Annotated in this window: 19 protein-coding genes; 8 read left to right on the top strand and 11 right to left on the bottom strand. The window is 68.6% G+C overall.

What is annotated here, in order from left to right; translation table 11 throughout:
• Positions 1–18: 18 nt before the first annotated feature.
• From pstA to pstS (LAJ50_RS13355), 4 genes are all read right to left on the bottom strand, one after another.
• A complete protein-coding gene (pstA, locus tag LAJ50_RS13370; RefSeq protein ID WP_138651867.1) occupies positions 19–870 on the bottom strand; it encodes a phosphate ABC transporter permease PstA in 852 nt (283 codons plus the stop codon).
• On the bottom strand, positions 870–1,838 hold the full coding sequence (gene pstC, locus LAJ50_RS13365) for a phosphate ABC transporter permease subunit PstC (protein WP_130549672.1): 969 nt from the start codon (positions 1,836–1,838) through the stop codon (positions 870–872). Before pstC ends, pstA begins: the two co-directional genes overlap by 1 nt.
• 286 nt (positions 1,839–2,124) lie before the next feature.
• Positions 2,125–3,225, bottom strand: a complete 1,101-nt coding sequence (gene pstS, locus LAJ50_RS13360; protein ID WP_130549671.1) for a phosphate ABC transporter substrate-binding protein PstS — start codon at positions 3,223–3,225, stop codon at positions 2,125–2,127.
• 497 nt (positions 3,226–3,722) lie between these two features.
• Positions 3,723–4,733: a phosphate ABC transporter substrate-binding protein PstS gene (gene pstS / locus LAJ50_RS13355; RefSeq protein ID WP_224096588.1), complete on the bottom strand. Its 1,011-nt coding sequence runs from the start codon at positions 4,731–4,733 to the stop codon at positions 3,723–3,725.
• 274 nt (positions 4,734–5,007) lie between these two features.
• Here pstS (LAJ50_RS13355) and LAJ50_RS13350 point away from each other — a divergent pair, with 274 nt between their 5' ends.
• Positions 5,008–6,297: a porin gene (locus LAJ50_RS13350; RefSeq protein ID WP_138651871.1), complete on the top strand. Its 1,290-nt coding sequence runs from the start codon at positions 5,008–5,010 to the stop codon at positions 6,295–6,297.
• A gap of 606 nt (positions 6,298–6,903) precedes the next feature.
• Here LAJ50_RS13350 and nth read toward each other — a convergent pair.
• Genes nth through LAJ50_RS13335 form a run of 3 tightly spaced genes read right to left on the bottom strand, consistent with a single transcriptional unit; the run spans position 6,904 to position 8,725 of the window.
• Positions 6,904–7,581: an endonuclease III gene (nth, locus tag LAJ50_RS13345; protein ID WP_130549668.1), complete on the bottom strand. Its 678-nt coding sequence runs from the start codon at positions 7,579–7,581 to the stop codon at positions 6,904–6,906.
• Positions 7,578–7,943: a hypothetical protein gene (locus LAJ50_RS13340; protein WP_138651873.1), complete on the bottom strand. Its 366-nt coding sequence runs from the start codon at positions 7,941–7,943 to the stop codon at positions 7,578–7,580. The genes nth and LAJ50_RS13340 overlap by 4 nt, the downstream gene beginning before the upstream one ends.
• Positions 7,943–8,725 (bottom strand): enoyl-CoA hydratase-related protein, encoded by a 783-nt coding sequence (locus LAJ50_RS13335; RefSeq protein WP_138651875.1) that lies wholly within the window; start codon positions 8,723–8,725, stop codon positions 7,943–7,945. The genes LAJ50_RS13340 and LAJ50_RS13335 overlap by 1 nt, the downstream gene beginning before the upstream one ends.
• Before the next feature lie 175 nt (positions 8,726–8,900).
• On the opposite strand from LAJ50_RS13335, the gene LAJ50_RS13330 reads away from it, so the two are divergent.
• From LAJ50_RS13330 to LAJ50_RS13320, 3 genes are all read left to right on the top strand, one after another.
• Positions 8,901–9,629: an FKBP-type peptidyl-prolyl cis-trans isomerase N-terminal domain-containing protein gene (locus LAJ50_RS13330; protein WP_130549665.1), complete on the top strand. Its 729-nt coding sequence runs from the start codon at positions 8,901–8,903 to the stop codon at positions 9,627–9,629.
• Positions 9,630–9,726: 97 nt separating this feature from the next.
• Positions 9,727–10,527 (top strand): CoA pyrophosphatase, encoded by an 801-nt coding sequence (locus tag LAJ50_RS13325; RefSeq protein ID WP_138651877.1) that lies wholly within the window; start codon positions 9,727–9,729, stop codon positions 10,525–10,527.
• Complete coding sequence (locus LAJ50_RS13320; RefSeq protein ID WP_138651879.1) at positions 10,524–11,378, top strand: sulfurtransferase; 855 nt, start codon at positions 10,524–10,526, stop codon at positions 11,376–11,378. Before LAJ50_RS13325 ends, LAJ50_RS13320 begins: the two co-directional genes overlap by 4 nt.
• Here the strand turns inward: LAJ50_RS13320 and LAJ50_RS13315 are convergent.
• The 3 genes from LAJ50_RS13315 to uvrA form a co-directional block, all read right to left on the bottom strand.
• Entirely contained in the window at positions 11,353–12,144 is a 792-nt protein-coding gene (locus LAJ50_RS13315; protein ID WP_138651881.1) for an enoyl-CoA hydratase/isomerase family protein, read from the bottom strand. The two genes, LAJ50_RS13320 and LAJ50_RS13315, sit on opposite strands and share 26 nt — an antisense overlap.
• 74 nt (positions 12,145–12,218) lie before the next feature.
• Positions 12,219–12,647 carry a thioesterase family protein gene (locus LAJ50_RS13310; protein ID WP_130549661.1) on the bottom strand — a complete coding sequence of 143 codons (429 nt, stop codon included), beginning with the start codon at positions 12,645–12,647 and terminating at the stop codon, positions 12,219–12,221.
• Positions 12,647–15,604, bottom strand: coding sequence for an excinuclease ABC subunit UvrA (gene uvrA, locus LAJ50_RS13305; RefSeq protein WP_138651883.1), 2,958 nt, complete (start codon positions 15,602–15,604; stop codon positions 12,647–12,649). Before uvrA ends, LAJ50_RS13310 begins: the two co-directional genes overlap by 1 nt.
• A 273-nt stretch (positions 15,605–15,877) precedes the next feature.
• Here uvrA and rplU point away from each other — a divergent pair, with 273 nt between their 5' ends.
• The 3 genes from rplU to obgE all read left to right on the top strand — a co-directional run bounded on the left by rplU (position 15,878) and on the right by obgE (position 17,751).
• Positions 15,878–16,201, top strand: a complete 324-nt coding sequence (rplU, locus tag LAJ50_RS13300) for a 50S ribosomal protein L21 (protein WP_130519127.1) — start codon at positions 15,878–15,880, stop codon at positions 16,199–16,201.
• A gap of 12 nt (positions 16,202–16,213) precedes the next feature.
• Complete coding sequence (gene rpmA / locus LAJ50_RS13295; RefSeq protein ID WP_130519125.1) at positions 16,214–16,474, top strand: 50S ribosomal protein L27; 261 nt, start codon at positions 16,214–16,216, stop codon at positions 16,472–16,474.
• Positions 16,475–16,674: 200 nt separating this feature from the next.
• Positions 16,675–17,751, top strand: a complete 1,077-nt coding sequence (gene obgE / locus LAJ50_RS13290) for a GTPase ObgE (RefSeq protein ID WP_130549659.1) — start codon at positions 16,675–16,677, stop codon at positions 17,749–17,751.
• A 221-nt stretch (positions 17,752–17,972) separates the two neighbouring features.
• Here the strand turns inward: obgE and rpsT are convergent, their stop codons facing one another.
• Positions 17,973–18,242, bottom strand: coding sequence for a 30S ribosomal protein S20 (rpsT, locus tag LAJ50_RS13285; RefSeq protein ID WP_130519121.1), 270 nt, complete (start codon positions 18,240–18,242; stop codon positions 17,973–17,975).
• Positions 18,243–18,361: 119 nt separating this feature from the next.
• Between rpsT and murJ the strand changes: the two genes are divergently transcribed.
• Positions 18,362–19,954: a murein biosynthesis integral membrane protein MurJ gene (murJ, locus tag LAJ50_RS13280; protein WP_138651971.1), complete on the top strand. Its 1,593-nt coding sequence runs from the start codon at positions 18,362–18,364 to the stop codon at positions 19,952–19,954.
• Positions 19,955–20,065 lie beyond the last annotated feature (111 nt).

Here is a 20,065-nt window from a genome sequence, read left to right as displayed (position 1 = left end):
GTGGGATCCATCGAGAGATCAGTCATTGGAGATCCGGTTGCGCAGCAGGAAGAAGCGCGCGCCGAGGCTGACAAGCAGGACGAACACGGTCAGGACCAGCGCGCCGGCCCAGGCCAGGGTCTGCCAGGTTTCGTAGGGGCTGCCGGCGAACTGGTTCATCACCACCGGCACCGAGGCCATCGGGCGGAAGATGTTGCTGCTCCAGAACTGGTTGCCGAAGGCGGTGAACAGCAGCGGCGCGGTCTCGCCGGAAATGCGCGCCAGCGCCAGCAGGATGCCGGTGACGATGCCCGCAGAGGCGCTGCGGTAGAGCACCTGCATGATCACCTTCCACTGCGGGATGCCCAGCGACAGCGCGGCCTCGCGCATCTGCGCCGGCACCAGGCGCAGCATCTCGTCGGTGGTGCGCACCACCACCGGCAGCACGATGAAGGCCAGCGAAATCGCACCGGCCAGCGCCGAGAAGCCGATCACCGAGACCACCATCGCGTATACGAACAGGCCCAGCACGATCGAGGGCGCCGACAGCAGGATGTCGTTGACGAAGCGCACCACCGTGCCGGCCTTGCGCGCGTTGCCGTACTCGGCCAGCCAGGTGCCGGCCAGCACGCCCAGCGGCGCGCCGATCACGATCGCCAGCACGCACATCACCGCGCTGCCGAAGAAGGCGTTGCGCAGGCCGCCTTCCTGCATCGGCGGCGGCGTGTTCTGGACGAACAGGTCCAGGTTGATCCCGGCGATGCCCTTGGCCACCAGCGTCCACAGGATCCAGGCCAGGAACGCCAGGCCGAACAGCGCGGTGATGCAGGAGATGAAGATCGCCAGCACGTTGACCACGCGGCGGCGCGCATAGATGGCGGCGCTGGACATCAGTTGCCCTCCCGGCGGGACAGCTGCATCAGCATGAAGCGCGCGGCGGCCAGCACCGCGAAGGTCACGATGAACAGGATGAAGCCCAGCAGCAGCAGCGCCGAGCGGTAGGTCTCGGTGGCCTCGCCGAAGTCGTTGGCGATCAGCGCGGCGATGGTGGTGCCCGGCATCAGCAGCGAGGCCGACAGGCTGACGCTGTTGCCGACCACGAAGGCCACGGCCATGGTCTCGCCCAGCGCACGGCCCAATCCCAGGAAAATGCCGCCGATCACCGCCGAGCGGGTGTAGGGCAGGACGATGTCCCAGCTCACCTCCCACTTGGTCGCGCCCAGCGCGTAGGCCGATTCCTTCAGGCGCGTGGGCACGGTCAGGAACACCTCGCGCATCACCGAGGAGATGAAGGGGATGACCATGATCGCCAGCACGAAGCCGGCGGTCAGGATGCCGATGCCCAGCGGCGGTCCCTGGAACAGGACGCCGACCACCGGCAGGGTGCCGAGGCTGTCGTTGAGCCAGGGCGTGACGTATTCGGTCATGACCGGCACCAGCACGAACAGGCCCCACATGCCGTAGATGATCGAGGGAATGCCGGCCAGCAGTTCGATGGCCGTACCGATCGGGCCGCGCAGCCAGCGCGGCGCTACTTCGGTGAGGAAGAAGGCGATGCCGAAGCTCACCGGCACGGCGATGATCATGGCGATGACGGCGGTGACCAGCGTGCCGTAGATCGGCGCCAGTGCGCCGTACTTGTTCTCCACCGGATTCCAGTCGGTGGAGGTGATGAAGTGCCAGCCCTGGTCGAGCAGCACGTGGCGCCCGCCCCAGAGCATGGACAGGGCGGCGCTGGCCAGCGCGACCAGCACGAAGACCACGGTGCCGACCAGCACCCAGCGGAACAGGCGGTCGGCACGCGCATCGCGCGCGTCGCGCGAGTTGCCGTCGGGAAGGGGGAGCGTTGCTGCGTTCATGCAGGATGAGGGCTCGGAGGGGGGCGGGAGACGCGACGCGGCGTTGTTGCCGCGAAAGCGTGAACGCACAATCTTTCAGTTCGTGATTGCCGCGGAGGCGGGAAAGCGGCTTTTCAATTCTTCAATTGCCGCGAAAGCGGGCAAGTGTTCTTTCAACTCTTCATTGCCGCGGAAGCGGAAAGCCGTCTCTCAACTGGTCATTCCCGCTTTCGCGTGGATGGAGGCGGCATGCCGCCTCCGGCAGCGGCAAAGGCGGCCGGGCCTATGGCCCAGCCGCGCCGCTGCGTCACTTGAACTCCGCCGTCCAGTACGCCTCGATCTGCTGCACCAGCGGCGCCGGCAGCGGCACGTAGTGGAGGTCTTCGGCCTGCTTCTGGCCGTGCTCGAAGGCCCACTTGAAGAACGCCAGCGTGTCGGCGTTGCGCTTGGCGTCGGCCGACTGCTTGTGCATCAGCATGAAGTTGGTGGCGGTGATCGGCCATGCCTTCTCGCCGGGCGCGTTGGTGATCACCAGGTTGAAGTCCTTGGCGTTGGCCCAGTCCGCGCTCTCGGCCGCGGCGGCGAAGGAGGCCGCATCCGGCTGCACCCACTGGCCGGCCGCATTCTGCATGGCGGTGTAGGGCATGTTGCTCTGCAGGGCATAGGCCAGCTCGACGTAGCCGATCGAGTTCTTGATCTGCTTCACGTACGAGGCCACGCCTTCGTTGCCCTTGCCGCCCACGCCGTCGGGCCACTGCACCGAGGTGCCTTCGCCGACCTTGGACTTCCACTCCGGGCTGACCTTGGACAGGTAGTTGGTGAAGTTGAAGCTGGTGCCCGAACCATCGGAGCGGTGCACCAGGTTGATCTTGGCGTCCGGCAGCTTCAGGTCCGGATTGACGGCCACCAGCGCCGGGTCGTTCCACTTGGCGATCTTGCCCAGGAAGATGTTGGCCAGCAGTTCGCCGGTCAGGCGCAGCTTGCCGGCGTCCACGCCGTCCAGGTTGACCACCGGCACCACGCCTCCGATGGCGGAGGGGAACTGCCCCAGGCCCGACTGCGCCAGTTCCTCGCTGGACAGCGGCTTGTCCGAAGAACCGAAGTCCACGGTCTTGGCCTTGATCTGGGCGATGCCGCCGCCGGAGCCGATGGACTGGTAGTTGACCTGGTTGCCGGTGCTGGCGGCGTAGTCGGACGACCACTTGGACACCAGCGGATAGATGAAGGACGCGCCGGCGCCGGAGATCTGCGCGGCGTTGGGGTTCTTCGCGGCCGCGGCCGGCTGGGGAGCGCCGTCGGCGCCCGGTGTGGCGGCGGTGTTGGCCTGGTCGGCGGGCTTGCTGCAGGCCGCGACGGCCAGGGCAACGGACAGGGACAGCAGGGCCGCGCGGGCCGGCTTGAAACGCATGGGCAACTCCAGGGAAGCGAAGAGGGCGCAGACGAACATCCGGCCTGCTTGGCGCTATTGGATGATGCTTTTGTTACAGGGTCATGACGCCGTGGCCGGGGCACGTTTTCCGGCTTCGGAGGGGCAGCGGTCCGGCGGGCGGGAGCCGCTTATCCCTTGATCGGGGCATCCTGCCCTGCCTGAAGGCGCTCGGCTTCCTGCCTCGCTCGGCGCGGCCCCCGCCCGCCGGACCGCTGCCTCGCGCGCCAGGCCACAGGGCTTCGGTTTGTGCCCCTTCCCTTGCGCGCAGCGCAGGGAGGGATGGGGAGGGGTCGGGGCTTTCCCGGGCCGGCCACCGAAGCGAGTAGCAAAAGCACACCGCCCTTCAGTCGCTAGGTCGTGACTTCGAGCGCCCCTTCGTCTGCGGCGAGGTTATGTGCCTCCCCGCACAAAAAAACGCGGCCCACAAAGGGCCGCGTCATCGAACGTCGTGCGGCCGCAGGAGGCCGCGCGTCCGCTCAGTACTTCAGGTTGGTCGACCAGTAGGTCTCGATCTGCTGCACCAGCGCGTCGGGCAGCGGCACATAGTCCAGTGCCTTGGCCTGGGCGTCGCCGGAGGCGTAGACCCACTTGAAGAACTCCTTGGCGCCCTTGGCGCTGGCGGCGCTCTTGGGCGACTTGCGCATCAGGATGAAGTTGGTCGCGGTGATCGGCCACGCCTCGGCGCCCGGGGCGTTGGTGATGACCAGGTTGAAGTCCTTGGACTTGGACCAGTCGGCGCTGGAGGCGGCGGCCGAGAAGGTCTCATCGCTGGGCAGCACGAACTTGCCGGCCGAGTTGCGCATCGACGCGTAGGCCAGCTTGTTCTGCAGCGCATAGGCGTACTCGACGTAGCCCACGCCGCCCTTGATCTGCTTGACGTAGGCGGCGACGCCCTCGTTGCCCTTGCCGCCGATGCCGGCCGGCCACTGCACGGTGGTGCCTTCGCCGATCTTGGACTTCCACTCGGGGCTGACCTTTGACAGGTAGTTGGTGAAGTTGAAGCTGGTGCCCGAACCGTCGGAGCGGTGGACGATGGTGATCTTCTGGTCGGGCAGGGTCAGGCCCGGGTTCAGCGCGGCGATCGCCGGATCGTTCCACTTGGCGATCTTGCCCAGGAAGATGTTGGCCAGGGTGGCGCCGTCCAGCTTCAGCGCGCCCGGGGCGACGCCGGCCACGTTGAGCACCGGCACCACGCCGCCGATCACCGACGGGAACTGCACCAGGCCCGAGGCCGACAGCTCGGCCGGATCCAGCGGCTTGTCCGACGAGCCGAAGTCCACCGTGTTGGCCTTGATCTGGGCAATGCCGCCGCCCGAACCGATCGACTGGTAGTTGACCTTGTTGCCGGTGGCGGTGGCGTAGTCGGCCGACCACTTGGTCACCACCGGATAGATGAAGGAGGCGCCGGCGCCGGTGATGTCGGCAGCCGAGGCCGGATTGGCGGTCAGCGCCAGGGTGGCGACGACGGCACCCGCGAGTACGCGGATCTTGGAAAGGTGGGTCACGAAGGAAGCTCCTGGCGGGTGGTGCACCGGCGGCATTGCCGGCGATGGGCGCCATTGCAGGACGATTCGATGATGCTTTGAAGAAATATTCGTGACAGCTGGATGACGTCCCTGCCGTGACAGGGATCCGCCGCGGTGTCTTGCGACTGTCATCGAAGTGACGCGTGAGCGTCATCGGCTTAGCGGAATCTTCACGCCGTCGCCCCGGGGGAGCACCAGGGGCACAGACCTCGCATCCCACCACCCGGAGAGAACCATGCGTTCCCATATCCTTGCCGTGGCCGTCATCGCCGGCCTCGGCCTGGCGTCGAGCCCCTATGCCCACGCCCAGTCGAGCAAGAAGGCCAAGCCCGCCGCCGCGACGTCCTCGACCGCGACCGAGATCGAGGCGCTGAAGGCGCAGCTGGCCGCGATGCAGTCGCAGATCCAGCAGCTGCAGACCCAGGTCGCCCAGCAGGAAGCGCAGTCCGACGCCCAGTCCGAGGTCAACGTCGTCCAGGCGCAGGCCATCGAGGCCTCGGCCGCCACCACCACCAAGGTGGACAGCCTGTCCAAGCTGGTCAACGACAACAAGATCGGCGGCCGCATCTTCTTCGACCTGACCAGCGTCGACCAGAAGAGCAATGGCGTGAAGACCAACTCGACCGGTACCGGCTTCGACGTCAAGCGCTTCTACCTGAGCTTCGACCACAAGTTCAACGACATCTGGTCGGCCAACATCACCACCGACGCGCAGTACTTCTCGGTGACCCCGGGCCCGGGCAGCGCCAACGGCGACGGCAAGCGCGCCGACAGCGTCGAGGTCTTCATCAAGAAGGCCTATGTGCAGGGCAAGTTCGACGACGCCTTCACCGTGCGCGTCGGTGCGGCCGACATGCCGTGGGTGCCGTTCGTGGAGAAGTACTACGGCTACCGCTACGTCGAGAACACGCTGATCGACCGCCTGTCCTATGGCACCTCGGCCGACTGGGGCGTGCACGCCTTCGGCGACCTGGGCGCCGGCTTCAACTACGCCGCCTCGGTGGTCAGTGGCGGTGGCTACCGCAATCCGGGCCGCAGCAAGGGCATGGACTGGGAAGGCCGCCTGGGCTTCGCGCCGACGCCGGAGACGATCATCGCCATCGGCGGTTACACCGGCGAGCGCGCCAAGGAAACGCAGAACTTCGACCCGCCGCAGACCGCCAAGCGCTTCGATGCGATGGCCGCCTATGCCGGTTCCAGGTTCCGCGCCGGCGTGGAGTACTTCCAGGCCAAGAACTGGGCCGTCACCAACACGGTCGACGACAAGGCCGACGGCTACTCGGGCTGGGCCAACGTGGCGCTGACCGACGGCGGCATCAACCTGTTCGCCCGCTACGACAAGGCCAAGCTGAGCAAGGACGTCGATCCGAACCTGGAAGAGACCTACTACAACCTCGGCGTCGAGTTCCCGGTGACCAAGGGCTTCAAGCTGGCCACCGTCTACAAGAACACGCACCGCGACAACGACCGCAACATCGACACCAAGACCAGCGAGTTCGGCGTGTGGGGCGACGTGTCGTTCTGATCGACTTCACCTCGATCGACGGCATCCGGCGGCGGAGCGAAGGCTCCGCCGCTTTTTTTGTTCCTTCGAGGGAGCAAGGGGCAGCGAGCGATACTTCGCTCACCAGCCTCGACCCGGCCGGGCGCGTCTCCTCGGCTCGGTTGTTCCTTCATCGCTGGCACTTGAACGGGAAGCGCCTGACCACGCCTCATGCGCCGGTAGGGGCCGCCGTGGCGGCGATGGGGCTCTACCGGGAAAGCCCCATCGCCGCCATGGCGGCTCCCACGGGGAGTGGGTCGGCGCTCCGCGAGAAGAAAGATCAGGACTTCTTCGAACCGAAGCCTGCTTACTCAAAGCGCGAGGCAGCGGGCCGGCGGGCGGCGTCCGCGCTTCCCTCAATCAGGGCATCCGGCCCTGGTTCGGGCGCTCGGCTTCCTGCCTCGCTAGGCGCGGACGCCGCCCGCCGGCCCGCTGCCCTTCCGACGTCCAAACGCGCAGGCGTCGCACGCCCGCACCAGGTCGCAGGTTCGAGTCCCGTCCGCTCCGCCAGTTGCAGAGAACCTCTTTGAGAAGAGCAAAAAGGCGTGCGTGAGAGCGGCAGATCTGCCGCTTTCTTCATCCCGCCGATCACTCCTGCCGCTCGACCGTCTTGTCCGGAAACCGGCAAAGATCCCGGATCACGCACTGCGGACAGTCCGGCTTGCGCGCCTTGCACACGTAGCGGCCATGCAGGATCAGCCAGTGGTGCGCGTTGTAGAGGTACTGCGGCGGGATCACCTTGACCAGCCGGTCCTCGACTTCGCGCACGTTCCTGCCCGGCGCCAGGCCGGTGCGGTTGGCGACGCGGAAGATATGCGTGTCCACCGCCATCGTCGATTCGCCGAACGCCGTGTTGAGCACCACGTTGGCCGTCTTGCGACCCACGCCGGGCAGCGCCTCGAGCGCCTCGCGCTGGCGCGGCACCTGCCCATCGTATTGCTCGACCAGGATCCGGCAGGTGGCGATGACGTTCTTGGCCTTGGCGTTGAACAGGCCGATGGTGGAGATGTAGCGCTTCAGCCCTTCCTCGCCCAGCGCGAGGATCGCCTGTGGCGTGTTGGCCACCGGATACAGCCGGCGCGTGGCCTTGTTGACCCCCACATCGGTGGCCTGCGCGGACAGGATCACCGCGATCAGCAACTCGAACGGCGTGGTGTATTCCAGCTCCGTGGTCGGGTTGGGATTGAGCTCGGCCAGACGCGAGAACAGCTCGGCGATCTCCGCGCGCGTGAGCGTGCGGGAGCGGCGTGACGAGGCGGGGCTCACGTGCGCGGGGTTCCGGCGGCGCGCGCCTTGGCCCGGGCCAGGGCGGCGGCTACGGCGGGGGGCAGGGCGGGCGCCTGCGGGCTCGGGGTGGCGGCGGGCTTGATCCGGCGCGCCTGGCGCTCGGCCGCGCGCCGGGCCAGGCGGGCTTCGCGCGCGCGGTAGCGCTCCCGCGCGGCCCAGGCGAAGCGCAGACGCTGCTGCGCCGCGGACACCTGCGCCCACGCCTCGACGCACGGCGCGCAGGCGCCGGCCTCGGCATGGACCTCCATCAGTCCGGCCTCGAGCGCGGCATCGACGCGGTCCGCGGCCAACAGCGCGGCCAGCGCCCGCAGCTGCGCGCAGTCGTGTCCGTCCGTGCCCATCACTGCCCCGAGAACTGCGGCTTGCGCTTCTCCACGAAGGCGGCGGTGCCCTCGCGCATGTCGGCGGTGGCGAACATCAGCCCGAACTGCGCGCCTTCGAACTGCAGGCCTTCGCCCAGCGCGCACTCGCCACCATGGATGACCGATTCGAGGATCGCGCGCAGCGCCAGCGGCGCGGCGTTGGCCAGCTGCGCGGCCAGCGCGTCCACGCGCGCATCCAACGCCTCGGGCGACACCACCTCGTTGACGATGCCCAGCTCCAGGGCGCGCACGGCGCTGATCGGCGCGCCCAGCAGGCACAGCTCCAGCGTTGCCGCGCGCCCGGCCAGGCGCAGCAGGCGCTGGGTGCCGCCGAAGCCGGGGATCAGGCCCAGGTTGATTTCCGGCTGCCCGACCTTGGCGGTCTCGGCCGCGATGCGCAGGTGGCAGGCCATCGCCAGCTCCAGCCCGCCCCCCAGGGCGAAGCCGTTGACCCGCGCGATCACCGGCTTGGTCAGGGTCTCGATGGTGCGCATCAGCCGCTGTCCGCGCAGGCCGAAGTCGCGCCCGGCCATCGCGTCCATCGTGGCCATGCCGGCGATGTCGGCCCCGGCCACGAACGCCTTGGGCCCGGCCCCGGTCAGCACCACCACGCGCACGCCAGGATCGGCATCGGCCGCCTGGAAGACCTCGGTCAGGGCGCCGATGGTGGCGGCATCGAGCGCGTTGAGCTTGTCGGGGCGGTGGACGGTGATGCGGCGCACGGCGCCGTCGTCGGCGACCAAAACGGAGTTCTCAGCCATGCAAAACGCCTAGTTCGTGAAAAATTGGTGAAGCGGGAACTTTCCCGCGGGCAGGCCGGTCAATCGCGCCCATGCCTCACTGGCCGTTAAGTCCGGCGGGGGCTATCCTAGCGCGTCCATTTGGGCCGCAAGTGCTTGCTGGACCCAACCCTTGAACCCCGGAGGTTTGTAAGACATGAAGTTGCGTTTGCTTCCCGCCAGCGTGCTGGCCATGACTCTGGCCGCAGGCACCGCCGCCGCACAGACCTCGACTGCCCCGGCTTCCACGCCGGCTCCCGACCGCAATGCCCTGAGCTACGCGCTGGGCTACGACCTGGGCCGTAACCTGATCGAAAGCGGCGAGTCCGTCGATCTGGCCACCGTGCAGAAGGCCTTGAACGAAGGCTATGCCAAGAAGGAGCCCTCGGTTCCGGTCGAACAGCTGCGCACCGCCGTGCAGCAGATGGAAGCGCGCCAGATGGCCAAGGCCAAGGCCGCGTTCGATCAGGCCGCCGCCGCCAACAAGACCAAGTCCGACGCTTTCCTGGCGCAGAACAAGGCCAAGGCCGGCGTGCAGTCCCTGCCGGGCGGCGTGCAGTACCGCGTGGTCGAAGCCGGCAGCGGCGCCAAGCCGACCCAGGCCAGCACCGTGACCATCCAGTACAAGGGTTCGCTGGCCGATGGCCGCACCTTCGTCGATACCTTCAGCCCGCAGCAGGGCCAGACCACCCCGCCGCCGCCGGCCAGCCTGAAGGTCAGCGAGATCCCGCTGGCGGGCCTGCGCGATGCGCTGGTGCAGATGCCGTCCGGCTCGCGCTGGGAAGTGGTGCTGCCGCCGGAGAAGGCCTACGGCAACACGCCGCAGTCGCCGATCGGCCCCAACCAGGCCGTGGTGTTCGACGTCAAGCTGGTCGGCGTCAAGTAAGCCCTCGCGCATTCGCTGCGTGACCAGACGATGCGCCGGCCAGTCCGGCGCATCGTCGTTTCAACCGTCCCAAAACTTCGTTCCGCTTCGATCGTCCATGTCTGCCGCCTCCGCCCCCAGCCTGCTGTCGCCGTGTATCGGCGTGTGCCGCATGCGCGCCGACGGGCTGTGCGCGGGCTGCCTGCGCACGCTGGATGAAATCGCCGGCTGGGCGCGGATGGGCGATGATGCGCGTCTGGCCTTGATGAACCGTCTGCCGCTGCGTCGCATGCCTTCCGATCTTCCCGCGCTGTTGCCCGAGTACCCGCAGCTGCAGCGCGCGCTGCATCCGCTGGACGCGGCGCCGGTCACGCGCGGCTGGAACCAGGCCGAACTCGACGACCTGCCCAGGACCGCTCCGAGCGCGGCCGCCGCGGTGCTGGCCGGGCTGGTGCCGCGCGCCGCCGGCACGACCGTGCTGCTGACCCGCCGCCATGACGATCTGCGCCACCACGGCGGCCAGGTGAGCTTCCCGGGCGGTCGCGTGGACCCGGGCGATGCCGATGCCATCGACGCCGCCCTGCGCGAGAGCCAGGAGGAGATCGCCTTGGCGCGTCACCAGGTGCAGCCGCTGGGCCTGCTCGATCCACTGGCTACCGTCAGCGGCTTCCTGGTCACGCCGGTGGTGGCGGTGGTGGATCCGGCGTTCGTGCCAGTGCCCAACCCCGGCGAGGTCGCCGAGGTGTTCGAAGTGCCGCTGGACTATCTGATGGCGCCGGGCAACCTGCGCAGCGTGGAGCTGTCGTTCAAGGGACGCGCACGCACCGTGCTGGAATACGACTGGGCCGCGCAGCGCATCTGGGGCGCGACCGCGGCCATCCTCTACAACCTGCGCCGACGCCTGGAGGCAGTGGCATGAACTGGACCACCCTGGTCGACCCCACGCTCCTGCTGCTGCATCTGCACGACCCGGACCTGCGCCTGGTCGATGCCCGCTTCGTGTTGACCGACCCGGCCGCCGGCCGCGCCGGCTACGCGCAGTCGCATCTGCCGCACGCGGTCTTCGCCGATCTCAACGAAGACCTGTCCGACCTCTCGCGCATCGCGGACGGGCAGGGCCGGCATCCGCTGCCGGACGAGGAGGCGTTCAAGGCCGCGCTGGGGCGCTGGGGCATCGCGCCCCAGCATCAGGTGGTGGTCTACGACGCCGGCGACGGCGGCATGGCCGCCGCGCGCCTGTGGTGGCTGTTGCGCCTGCTGGGCCATGCGCGGGTGGCGGTGCTCGACGGTGGCCTGTCCGCGTGGCGCACCGCCGGCCTGCCGGAGACCGAGGTGGCGCCCGCGCCGGCATCGCTGCCGCCGTATCCGGGCCACTTCGACCGCACGCGCATCGTCGATGCCGCCCAGGTCGCCGCGCGCCTGTCCGAGGCGCCGGGCTGGCTGATCGACGCGCGTGCCTTCGCGCGCTACAGCGGCCAGCAGGAGCAGGTCGATCGCGTCGCCGGCCATGTCCCCGGCGCGGTCAACCGCCCGTTCCAGGACAACCTGGTCGACGGCCGCTTCCGCGATCCGCAGGCCCTGCGGCTGGAGTTGCTCGCGCTGCTCGGCCCGCACGCGCCCGGCGATGCGGTGCTGATGTGCGGTTCGGGGGTGACCGCCTGCCATCTGCTGCTGGCGTTCGAACACGCCGGCCTGCCCGGGCCGAAGCTCTATGCCGGCTCCTGGAGCGGCTGGATCGCCGACCCTACGCGGCCGGTGGCGACCTGCTGAGCCGCGCGGCCATCGCCTGCAGGGCGGCCTGGGTGTCCGGGCCGAACCACTGCTCGATGAACTCCTCCAGCACCACCGTCTCCAGCGCCGCGATGATGTCGGCGCGGGCGATCGCGCGGGTCCTGCGCAGCGGCGTCTGCGGCAGGCGCGCCAGCCCGTGCAGCCACTGCACCGCATGTTCGACCGTGGCCTGCGCATCGTCGGCGAGCGCGTCGACCAGGCCGATGCGCAGCGCATGCTCGGCGCTGACCATGGCCCCGGGCACGACCAGCAGGCTCGCCTGGTGGGCGCCGATCACGCGGCGCATCAGGTGCTGGATGCCGTCGGGCACCGCCAGGCCGACCTGGGTCTCGTTGAGGCCGATCTGCAGCGGACGCGCCGCATCAGCGCTGCGGCACATCACCCGGTAGTCGCTGCACAGCGCCAGCACGCAGCCGCCGGCCGGCGCGTGGCCGGTCAGCGCGGTGGCGACCGGCACGGGCGCGGCGGCGATCACGCCGGCCAAGCCGAGGAAGGCCGACCATGTCGCGCGCAGCGCGTCGCGATCCTGTCCGTGCGAGATCAGGTGCGGCACGTCCAATCCGCCGCTGAACACCCGCTCGTTGCCCGACAGCACCACGCCGGCGACCCGGGCATCGGCGAAGCTGTCCTCGAGCGCGCGCCGCAGCGCCCGCATCAGCGCATCGTCGAGCGCGTTGACCGGCGGCCGCGCCAGCCGCAGTTCGCGCACGGCACCATGGGACAGGACCTGGACCAGCTCGGACATCGTGCGCCTCCTGGAAATGCAACGGGCCCGCATGATAGCGGCCCGTGCGGCGAGGTATGGATAGGGCTTCGGCGTCAGACGCTGGCCTGGCGCACCGCGTCGGGGATCGGCGCGCTCTTGCCGGTGGCCGTGTCGATCCACACCACCACCACGTGGCCATCGGAGTAGAGCACCGTGTCGTCGTTGTCCGCCACGATGCGATGGCCGATGGTGACGCTGGAATTGCCCAGGCGCTCGACGAACAGCTCGACCACGATGTCGTTGGGCCACACGATCGGGCGGCGATAGTTGACGTCGGTATTGGCCACCACCGGCGAGATGCCGCTGCCCATCGTCTGGCCGCCGGTGACGCCGTGCAGCCAGCGCACGCGCGCTTCCTCCAGGTAGGAGATGTACTTGGCGTTGTTGACGTGGCCGTAGGCATCCATGTCGCGCCAGCGCACGGAGATCGGCACGCGCGCCAGGACCTTGCGCGGGATGGGGGTATCGGTCGCTTCGTTCATCAGGAAGATGCCTTTTTCTTGCTCGGGATCCTGGCGGCCTTGGCCGCGGACTTGGCCGCCTTCTTGGCGGCCATGCGCGGCGGCAGCACCTCGTCCTTGGCCGTCGCCGCCGGCTTGCTGGCCTTGGCCCGGGTGTCCGGCAGCAGGTGCGCCAGGAAGCGGCCGGTGTGCGAGGCCGGGTTGGCCGCCACTTCCTCCGGCGTGCCGGTGGCGATGATGGTGCCGCCGCGGTGGCCGCCCTCTGGGCCGAGGTCGACGATCTGGTCGGCGGTCTTGATCACGTCCAGGTTGTGCTCGATCACCACGATGGTGTTGCCGTCGTCGCGCAGCTTGTGCAGCACCGCCAGCAGGTGCTCGATGTCGTGGAAGTGCAGGCCGGTGGTCGGCTCATCCAGGATGTAGAGCGTGCGTCCGGTGTCGCGGCGCGAGAGTTCCTTGGACAGCTTCACGCGCTGCGCCTCGCCGCCGGACAGGGTGGTCGCGCTCTGGCCCAGCTTGACGTAGCTCAGGCCCACGTCCATCAGCGTCTCCAGCTTGCGCGCGATCGACGGCACCGGCTCGAACAGCTTCAGCGCGTCCTCGACGGTCATCTCCAGCACGTCGTTGATGTTGAAGCCCTTGTAGAGGATCTCCAGCGTCTCGCGGTTGTAGCGCTTGCCGTGGCAGACATCGCAAGGCACGTAGACGTCGGGCAGGAAGTGCATCTCGACCTTGATCAGGCCATCGCCCTGGCAGGCCTCGCAGCGCCCGCCGCGCACGTTGAAGCTGAAGCGCCCCGGCGAGTAGCCGCGCGCACGCGCCTCGGGCACCTGCGCGAACAGTTCGCGCAGCGGCGTGAACAGGCCCGTGTAGGTGGCCGGATTGGAGCGCGGCGTGCGCCCGATCGGCGACTGGTCGATGTCCACCACCTTGTCGAACAGATCCAGCCCGGTGACCTCGTCGTAGGGCGCGACCTGGTGCGAGGCACCGTTGATCTCGTTGGCCGCCAGGGTGAACAGCGTGTCGTTGATCAGCGTCGACTTGCCCGAGCCGGACACGCCGGTGATGCAGGTGAACAGGCCCGCGGCGATTTCCAGGTCCACGCCCTTGAGGTTGTTGCCGCGCGCGCCGGTGAGCTTGAGCGTCATCTTCGGATTGGGCTTGTGCCGCGCCTTGGGCACCTCAATGCGGCGCTTGCCCGACAGGTATTGCCCGGTCAGCGAACGCGGCGCCTTGAGCAGGTCCTCCAGCGTGCCTTCGCCGACGATCTCGCCGCCGTGCACGCCCGCGCCCGGACCAATGTCCAGCACGTGGTCGGCCGCGCGGATCGCGTCCTCGTCGTGCTCGACCACGATCACCGTATTGCCCAGGTCGCGCAGCCGCGTGAGCGTGGCCAGCAGACGCTCGTTGTCGCGCTGGTGCAGGCCGATGGACGGCTCGTCCAGCACGTACATCACGCCGACCAAGCCGGCGCCGATCTGGCTGGCCAGGCGGATGCGCTGGGCCTCGCCGCCGGACAGCGTGTCGGCCTTGCGTTCCAGGGTCAGGTAGTCCAGGCCCACGTCGATCAGGAAGCCCAGCCGCTCGGCGATCTCCTTGATGATCTTGACCGCGATCTCGCCGCGCCAGCCGGCCAGCTTGAGCTCGCGGAAGAACGCCAGCGCCTGGTCCACCGGCAGCACGGCGATCTCCGGCAGCGGACGGTCGGCCACGAACACGTTGCGCGCCGCGCGGTTCAGGCGGGCGCCGCCGCACTCGGGGCAGGGCTGCTCGGAAATGAACTTGGCCAGCTCCTCGCGCACGGCCGGCGATTCGGTCTCGCGGTAGCGGCGCTCCAGGTTGGGCACGATGCCTTCGAACTTGTGCTTGCGCTGGGTGCGCCCGCCCGACTCGGTGAGGTAGGTGAAAGTCACCAGCTCATCGCCGCTGCCGTACAGCACCGCCTGCTGGACCTTCTCCGGCAGGATCATCCACGGCGCGTCGACGTCGAACTTGTAGTGCTTGGCCAGCGAGGCGATCAGCTGGAAGTAGTAGGCGTTGCGCCGGTCCCAGCCGCGCACCGCGCCGGCGGCCAGCGACAGCTCCGGATGCACCACGACCCGCGCCGGGTCGAAGAACTGGGCCACGCCCAGGCCGTCGCACTTGGGGCAGGCGCCGACCGGGGAGTTGAACGAGAACAGGCGCGGTTCCAGCTCGGGCAGCGAGTAGTCGCACACCGGGCAGGAGTACTTGGAGGAGAACAGCTGCGGTGGCGCGTCCGGCTGATCCAGCGACATCACCGCCGCCATGCCGTCGCCCAGCTTCAGCGCGGTCTCGAAGCTCTCCGACAGGCGCTGCTTGATGTCCTCGCGCGGCTTGAAGCGGTCGATCACCGCCTCGATGGTGTGCTTGACGCGCAGCGCCAGCGGCGGCACCGCGTCGATCTCGTACAGCTCGCCGTCCACGCGCACGCGCACGAAGCCCTGCGCGCGCAGCTGGTCGAACACCTGGGCGTGCTCGCCCTTGCGCTCGCGGATCACCGGCGCCAGCAGCATGTAGCGCTGCTCGCCATCCAGCGTCAGCACCTGGTCGACCATCTGGCTGACCGTCTGCGCCTCCAGCGGATAGCCGTGGTCGGGGCAGCGCGGGATGCCCACGCGCGCGTAGAGCAGGCGCAGGTAGTCGTAGATCTCGGTGATCGTGCCGACCGTCGAGCGCGGGTTGTGCGAGGTGGACTTCTGCTCGATCGAGATGGCCGGCGACAGCCCCTCGATGTGGTCCACGTCCGGCTTTTCCATCACGCTCAGGAACTGGCGCGCGTAGGCCGACAGCGACTCGACGTAGCGGCGCTGGCCTTCGGCGTAGATGGTGTCGAAGGCCAGCGAGGACTTGCCCGAGCCGGACAGGCCGGTGATCACGATCAGCTTGTCGCGCGGCAGATCGAGATCGATGTTCTTGAGGTTGTGCGTGCGAGCGCCGCGGATGCGGATACTGTCCATGCCTGGGGGGTCTGGCCTGTGCAGGAGGGGGAGCGCCGGCGCGTGTCGATCCGTCGCGAATCGGTCAGCCTAGCGAGTCCCCTGTATGGGGGCAATTGACGGATTTCGGAAGGGCCCGGGACGGCCGGACGACCCGCGGGGACCGCCGGCGGTCACGGCATGGGGTGACTTGCTCCAAGTCACTGATCCGGCTATCATTCCGCTTCTGTCCGCCCCTCGATGGGCGGCAGGCATGAGAATAACTACGAAAAGCCAACACAAGAGGAAGCACCCATGTACGCAGTTCTGGTCACGGGCGGCAAGCAATACCGCGTCATGCAGGGCGAGACCCTGCGCGTGGAGAAGCTCGACGCCGAAGCCGGCAAGGCCATCACCTTCGACACCCTGCTGATGCTCGGCAGCGACGACGGCATCAAGCTGGGCGACGCGCTGAAGGGCGCCACGGTCACCGCGACGGTCAAGTCGCACGGCCGCGCCGACAAGGTGAAGATCATCAAGTTCCGCCGCCGCAAGCACCACATGAAGCACCAGGGTCACCGGCAGCACTACACCGAAATCGAGATCACCGGAATCAACGCTTCCGGCGACAACAAGTAAGGAGCGCAAGTCATGGCACACAAAAAGGGCGTAGGTTCTTCGCGCAACGGCCGCGACTCCAACCCGAAGATGCTGGGCGTGAAGGTCTATGGTGGCCAGGCGATCGAAGCCGGCAACATCATCGTCCGCCAGCGCGGCACGCAGTTCCACCCGGGTCCGGGCGTCGGCCTGGGCCGCGACCACACGCTGTTCGCGCTGGTCGACGGCAAGGTCGATTTCTCGGTCAAGGGCGCGGCCAAGCGTCGCACCGTGAGCGTGGTGACCGAGGGCTGAGCCTTCGCGTCGCTGCGTCGCGAAAGCCCCGCTTCGGCGGGGTTTTTCGTTTGTAGCCGGGATGTCGGGATTGGGGATTTGGGATTCGCAAAGGCGGATTCCTTGCGTTCTTCGATTCCTTGTCTCCGTTCTTTGCCGGGCTCGCTAAACTGCGGCGTCCGGTGGTTCTTCCCAATCCCGAATCGCGAATCCCGAATCCCATGAAGTTGGTAGACGAAGCGGAAATCCAGGTCATCGCCGGCAATGGCGGCAATGGCTGCGTCGGCTTCCGGCGCGAGAAGTTCATCCCGCTGGGCGGCCCGGACGGTGGCGACGGCGGCAATGGCGGCAGCGTGTGGCTGCAGGCCGACGAGAACCTCAACACGCTGGTCGACTTCCGCCACCAGAAGAACTTCCGCGCCCAGCGCGGCGAGAACGGCATGGGTCGGCAGATGTACGGCAAGGCCGGCGAGGACCTGACCATCACCGTGCCGGTCGGCACGATGGTGGTCAACGTGGGCACCGACGAAGTCATCGGCGACCTCACCACCCACGGCGATCGCCTGCTGGTGGCGCGCGGCGGCAAGGGTGGGCTGGGCAACATGCACTTCAAGTCCTCGATCACCCGCGCCCCGCGCCGGGCGACGCCGGGCGAGGAGGGCGAGGAGCGCCTGCTCAAGCTCGAGCTCAAGCTGCTGGCCGACGTGGGCCTGCTGGGCTTCCCCAATGCCGGCAAGAGCACGCTGATCCGCGCGGTGTCGGCGGCCACGCCGAAGGTGGCCGACTATCCGTTCACCACGCTGTACCCAAATCTGGGCGTGGTCAGCGTCGAGCCGCACCGCAGCTTCGTCATCGCCGACGTGCCGGGCCTGATCGAGGGCGCGGCCGAGGGCGCCGGGCTGGGCACGCAGTTCCTACGCCACCTGCAGCGCACCCGTCTGCTGCTGCACTTGGTGGACATGGCGCCGGTGGACGAGGCCTTTGCCGACACCGGCGTGACCGTCTCGCCGGCCGAGCAGGTGCGCGCGATCGAGCGCGAGCTGCGCAAGCACGACCCGGAGCTGCTGGAAAAGCCGCGCTGGCTGGTGCTCAACAAGGCCGACCTGATGTTCGAGGACGAGGCCGCCGAGCGCGCCAGGGCGGTCATCGACGAACTCGGCTGGACCGGCCCGTGGTATGTGACCTCGGCGATCTCGCGCGAGGGCACCTGGCCGATCATGCAGGCGATCATGGCCTTCTTCGACCGTCAGCGCGAAGAGGCGCTGGAAGCGGCCGCAGACCGCGACGCCGCCGGCTGAGTCCGGACGCGGACCGCGCCGCCTTGGGCGTCTTCCTTCCCGGTAGGGCTTCACGCGCTGGCGGCGATGCCCGCGCGGTGCTTACTGCCGCCCGCAGGCCGGGCCGCGCGACGATCGCCGGCGCGCGGCGCGCCGTCCATGCGATCACCACGGCGCAAGCGCAGGCAACAAAAAACCCGGCCGGAGCCGGGTTTCCTGTTGCCCTTGCCGTCAGTGGAGCGTCAAGCGGCCTTGAGGGCCTTGATGCGCGCGGTGAGGCGGCTCTTGTGACGGGCGGCCTTGTTCTTGTGGATCAGGCCACGCGAGCTGAAACGGTCCAGCAGCGGCTGGGCGGTAGCGAAGGCGGCTTCGGCGCCGGCGGCGTCGTTGGCGTCCAGCGCCTTGATGACTTTCTTGACGGCGGTGCGCAGCATGGAGCGCTGAGCGACGTTGCGCGCATTGCGCACGACGGTCTGCTTGGCGCGCTTCTTGGCGGACTTGATATTGGCCACGTTGGGATCCTGAGAAGACTTGGGGTTGACGGCGGGCGGAAAAACGAACGGGAAATTATGGGCTGTTCAAAGACTTGCGTCAACCACGGCGGCTGGGGTAGGGCGTGAGCACGCCGAAGATGCTGAAGGGGCTGCTGTCGTTCAGCAGCATGACCATGATCTCGCGGGTGCTGGGACTTGTGCGCGACCAGGCCATCGCCGCCAGCTTCGGCGCCAATGCGGTCACCGACGCGTTCTGGGTGGCGTTCCGCATCCCCAACTTCCTGCGCCGGCTGTTCGCCGAAGGCTCGTTCTCGACGGCCTTCGTGCCCGTGTTCACCGAGGTCAAGGAGACCCGGCCGCACGCCGACCTGCGCGCGCTGATGGCCAGCGTGTCGGGCACGCTGGGCGGGGTGCTGCTGGTGGTCACCGCGCTGGGGCTGATCTTCACCCCGCAGGTGGCGCTGGTGTTCAATCCCGGCTCGGCCGACGACGCGGTCAAGTTCGGCCTGATCGTGGACCTGCTGCGGCTGACCTTCCCGTTCCTGCTGTTCGTCTCGCTGACCGCGCTGGCGGGCGGGGCGCTGAACAGCTTCAACCGCTTCGCGATCCCGGCGCTGACGCCGGTGATCCTCAACCTGTGCATGATCGCCGGCGCGCTGTGGCTGGCGCCGCTGATGGGCATGTCGATCCTGGCGCTGGGCTGGGCGGTGCTGGCGGCCGGCGCGCTGCAGCTGCTGTTCCAGCTGCCGGCGCTGCGCGGGATCGACCTGCTGACCCTGCCGCGCTGGGGCTGGTCGCATCCGGACGTGCGCCGCGTGCTGCGGCTGATGGTGCCGACCCTGTTCGGCTCCTCGGTGGCGCAGATCAACCTGCTGCTCGATACGGTGATCGCCTCGTTCCTGTTCGCCGGCTCGCAGAGCTGGCTCTCCCAGGCCGACCGCTTCCTGGAGCTGCCGCTGGGCGTGTTCGGCGTGGCGCTGGGCACGGTGATCCTGCCCGCGCTCTCGCGCCACCACGTCAAGACCGACGCCGCCGGGTTCTCGGCGGCGCTGGACTGGGGCCTGCGCACGACCCTGCTGATCGCCGTGCCGGCGGCGGTGGGGCTGATGCTGCTGAGCGTGCCGCTGGTGGCCACGCTGTTCCAGTACGGCAAGTTCACCGCCTTCGATACCCACATGGCGGCCATGTCGGTGTTCGGGCTGAGCTTCGGCCTGCCGGCCTTCGCCCTGCTCAAGATCGTGCTGCCGGCCTTCTACGCGCGCCAGGACACGACCACGCCGGTGCGCGCCGGCATCGTGGCCCTGGTGTCCAACATGGTGCTGAACCTGCTGTTTCTGGCGCTGCTGTACCAGCTGATGGTCACGCCGGAGGTGCGTGCGCTGGGCGTGACCGAGGCGCTGGCGCGGACGCCGGGCCTGCACCTGGCCCTGGGCATCGCCAGCGCGGTGGCCAGCTACATCAACCTGGGCCTGCTGTGGATCTGGCTGCGTCGCGCCGGCGTGTACCAGCGCAAGGCGGGGTGGGGCGGGTTCGTCCTGCGGCTGGTGTTGGCCTGCGCGGCGATGGCCGCCGTGGTCGGCGCCGGCCTGTCCTGGCTGCCCGATTTCACCGTGCTGCCCAAGACGACGCGCGTGGCCGGTCTGCTGGGCCTGGTCGCCGCCGGCGCGGTCACCTACGGCGCGGTGCAGGTCGCGCTGGGCCTGCGCCCGCGCGACCTGCGTGGGCACTAGCGCGTGCGATGGGCTTCGAGGCCTTGCGCCTGCGCCCGGCGGCTATACTTCACGGGTTTCCCCAGAGATTTCCGCGGCGGCCTCCCGTGGCCGCCCGATCGTCCGATACCC

The sequence above is a fragment of the Pseudoxanthomonas sp. X-1 genome (assembly GCF_020042665.1).
In the GTDB taxonomy this organism is placed as follows: domain Bacteria; phylum Pseudomonadota; class Gammaproteobacteria; order Xanthomonadales; family Xanthomonadaceae; genus Pseudoxanthomonas_A; species Pseudoxanthomonas_A spadix_A.
The sequence above is the reverse complement of the archived record's forward strand: the minus strand, read 5'-3'. Positions and strand labels throughout refer to the sequence as shown.

Excerpts from the sequence above, each read along its gene's own strand:
- LAJ50_RS13325 (WP_138651877.1), top strand. The coding sequence starts at position 9,727 with ATGTCTGCCGCCTCCGCCCCCAGCCTGCTGTCGCCGTGTATCGGCGTG.
- LAJ50_RS13335 (WP_138651875.1), bottom strand. The coding sequence starts at position 8,725 with ATGGCTGAGAACTCCGTTTTGGTCGCCGACGACGGCGCCGTGCGCCGC.
- LAJ50_RS13340 (WP_138651873.1), bottom strand. The coding sequence starts at position 7,943 with ATGGGCACGGACGGACACGACTGCGCGCAGCTGCGGGCGCTGGCCGCG.
- LAJ50_RS13310 (WP_130549661.1), bottom strand. The coding sequence starts at position 12,647 with ATGAACGAAGCGACCGATACCCCCATCCCGCGCAAGGTCCTGGCGCGC.
- rpmA (WP_130519125.1), top strand. The coding sequence starts at position 16,214 with ATGGCACACAAAAAGGGCGTAGGTTCTTCGCGCAACGGCCGCGACTCC.
- LAJ50_RS13330 (WP_130549665.1), top strand. The coding sequence starts at position 8,901 with ATGAAGTTGCGTTTGCTTCCCGCCAGCGTGCTGGCCATGACTCTGGCC.
- LAJ50_RS13320 (WP_138651879.1), top strand. The coding sequence starts at position 10,524 with ATGAACTGGACCACCCTGGTCGACCCCACGCTCCTGCTGCTGCATCTG.
- pstC (WP_130549672.1), bottom strand. The coding sequence starts at position 1,838 with ATGAACGCAGCAACGCTCCCCCTTCCCGACGGCAACTCGCGCGACGCG.
- pstS (WP_130549671.1), bottom strand. The coding sequence starts at position 3,225 with ATGCGTTTCAAGCCGGCCCGCGCGGCCCTGCTGTCCCTGTCCGTTGCC.
- LAJ50_RS13315 (WP_138651881.1), bottom strand. The coding sequence starts at position 12,144 with ATGTCCGAGCTGGTCCAGGTCCTGTCCCATGGTGCCGTGCGCGAACTG.
- murJ (WP_138651971.1), top strand. The coding sequence starts at position 18,362 with ATGCTGAAGGGGCTGCTGTCGTTCAGCAGCATGACCATGATCTCGCGG.
- uvrA (WP_138651883.1), bottom strand. The coding sequence starts at position 15,604 with ATGGACAGTATCCGCATCCGCGGCGCTCGCACGCACAACCTCAAGAAC.
- LAJ50_RS13350 (WP_138651871.1), top strand. The coding sequence starts at position 5,008 with ATGCGTTCCCATATCCTTGCCGTGGCCGTCATCGCCGGCCTCGGCCTG.
- obgE (WP_130549659.1), top strand. The coding sequence starts at position 16,675 with ATGAAGTTGGTAGACGAAGCGGAAATCCAGGTCATCGCCGGCAATGGC.
- pstA (WP_138651867.1), bottom strand. The coding sequence starts at position 870 with ATGTCCAGCGCCGCCATCTATGCGCGCCGCCGCGTGGTCAACGTGCTG.
- rplU (WP_130519127.1), top strand. The coding sequence starts at position 15,878 with ATGTACGCAGTTCTGGTCACGGGCGGCAAGCAATACCGCGTCATGCAG.